2 rRNA genes are annotated in these 1,891 nt (G+C 53.5%); both read right to left on the bottom strand.

Annotated elements, in window-relative coordinates:
- Positions 1-13 precede the first annotated feature (13 nt).
- Positions 14-129: ribosomal RNA gene (gene rrf / locus AAIG11_RS17765) — 5S ribosomal RNA — on the bottom strand.
- A 42-nt stretch (positions 130-171) separates the two neighbouring features.
- A 23S ribosomal RNA gene (locus tag AAIG11_RS17760) occupies positions 172-1,891 on the bottom strand; the annotation flags it as partial.

The raw sequence follows: 1,891 nt of genomic DNA, 5'->3' as shown, positions 1-1,891 counted from the left end.
TTTAGAAGGTAAGGAGTCGCAGCGACCTACTCTCCCAGGACTTCACGTCCCAGTACCATCAGCGCTGAAGGGCTTAACGGCTGTGTTCGGGATGGAAACAGGTGTTTCCCCTTCGCTGTAGCCACGACTCCTTTTGTTCCCTCAAAACTGCATGATCGTTGTTAAAGGCTTTTGGTCAAGTCCTCGTACCATTAGTATCGGTCAGCTCCATGCATTGCTGCACTTCCACCTCCGACCTATCAACCAGATCGTCTTTCTGGGGTCTTACCTACTTTCGTAGTGGGAAATCTCATCTTGAGGCGGGCTTCGTGCTTAGATGCCTTCAGCACTTATCCCTGCCATACGTAGCTACCCAGCGATGCCCTTGGCAGAACAACTGGTTCACCAGCGGTATGTCCATCCCGGTCCTCTCGTACTAAGGACAGACCCTCTCAAATTTCCTGCGCCTGCGACGGATAGGGACCGAACTGTCTCACGACGTTCTGAACCCAGCTCGCGTACCACTTTAATGGGCGAACAGCCCAACCCTTGGGACCTACTTCAGCCCCAGGATGTGATGAGCCGACATCGAGGTGCCAAACCTCCCCGTCGATGTGGACTCTTGGGGGAGATAAGCCTGTTATCCCCGGGGTAGCTTTTATCCGTTGAGCGATGGCCCTTCCACGCGGTACCACCGGATCACTAAGTCCGACTTTCGTCCTTGCTCGACCTGTATGTCTCGCATTCAAGCTCCCTTATGCCTTTACACTCTTCGCACGATTTCCGACCGTGCTGAGGGAACCTTTGAGCGCCTCCGTTACTCTTTGGGAGGCGACCGCCCCAGTCAAACTGCCCGCCTGACAGTGTCCCAGTACCGGTTTACGGTACTTGGTTAGAATTCCAGTACTCAAAGAGTGGTATCCCAACGTCGACTCCACCGAAACTGGCGTTCCGGCTTCTCAGTCTCCCACCTATCCTGTACATTCAGTACCAAAATCCAATGTCAGGCTGCAGTAAAGCTCCACGGGGTCTTTCCGTCCTGTCGCAGGTAACCAGCATCTTCACTGGTATTACAATTTCACCGGGTCTATTGTTGAGACAGCGCCCAAATCGTTACGCCTTTCGTGCGGGTCGGAACTTACCCGACAAGGAATTTCGCTACCTTAGGACCGTTATAGTTACGGCCGCCGTTTACTGGGGCTTCAGTTCCGAGCTTCGGTTACCCTAACTCTTCCCCTTAACCTTCCAGCACCGGGCAGGCGTCAGCCCCTATACTTCGTCTTTCGACTTTGCAGAGACCTGTGTTTTTGCTAAACAGTCGCTTGGGCCTATTCTCTGCGGCCGGATGAGGCTTACTAAGTAAATTATTCACCTCTCCCGGCACCCCTTCTCCCGAAGTTACGGGGTCATTTTGCCGAGTTCCTTAACAATAGTTCTCCCGTTCGTCTTAGGATTCTCTCCTCACCCACCTGTGTCGGTTTGCGGTACGGGCACCTTCATTCTCGATAGTGGCTTTTCTTGACAGTGTGGATTCAACCGCTTCGCTACTCTAATTTCGCTCCCCATCACTTCTCAGGATATGACCCGGCGGATTTGCCTACCAGATCTCCCTACCAGCTTGGACGCGCTCTACCAACCGCGCGCTCGGCCTATCCTCCTGTGTCCCCACTTCTCTCAAACGAATGTCGGTGGTACAGGAATCTCAACCTGTTGTCCATCGCCTACGCCTTTCGGCCTCGGCTTAGGTCCCGACTTACCCTGAGCGGACGAGCCTTCCTCAGGAAACCTTGGGTTTTCGACGGGCAGGTTTCTCACCTGCCTCTCGTTACTCATGCCAACATTCTCTCTTGTGTGCAGTCCACCTAACTTTACAGTTAAACTTCTCCCCGCACACATTGCTCGCCTACCATGC

It is taken from the genome of Anoxynatronum sibiricum (genome assembly GCF_039414295.1).
GTDB lineage: Bacteria > Bacillota > Clostridia > Peptostreptococcales > Tindalliaceae > Anoxynatronum > Anoxynatronum sibiricum.
Note: the sequence above shows the minus strand (reverse complement) of the source record. Positions and strands in the feature narration are given on the sequence as shown.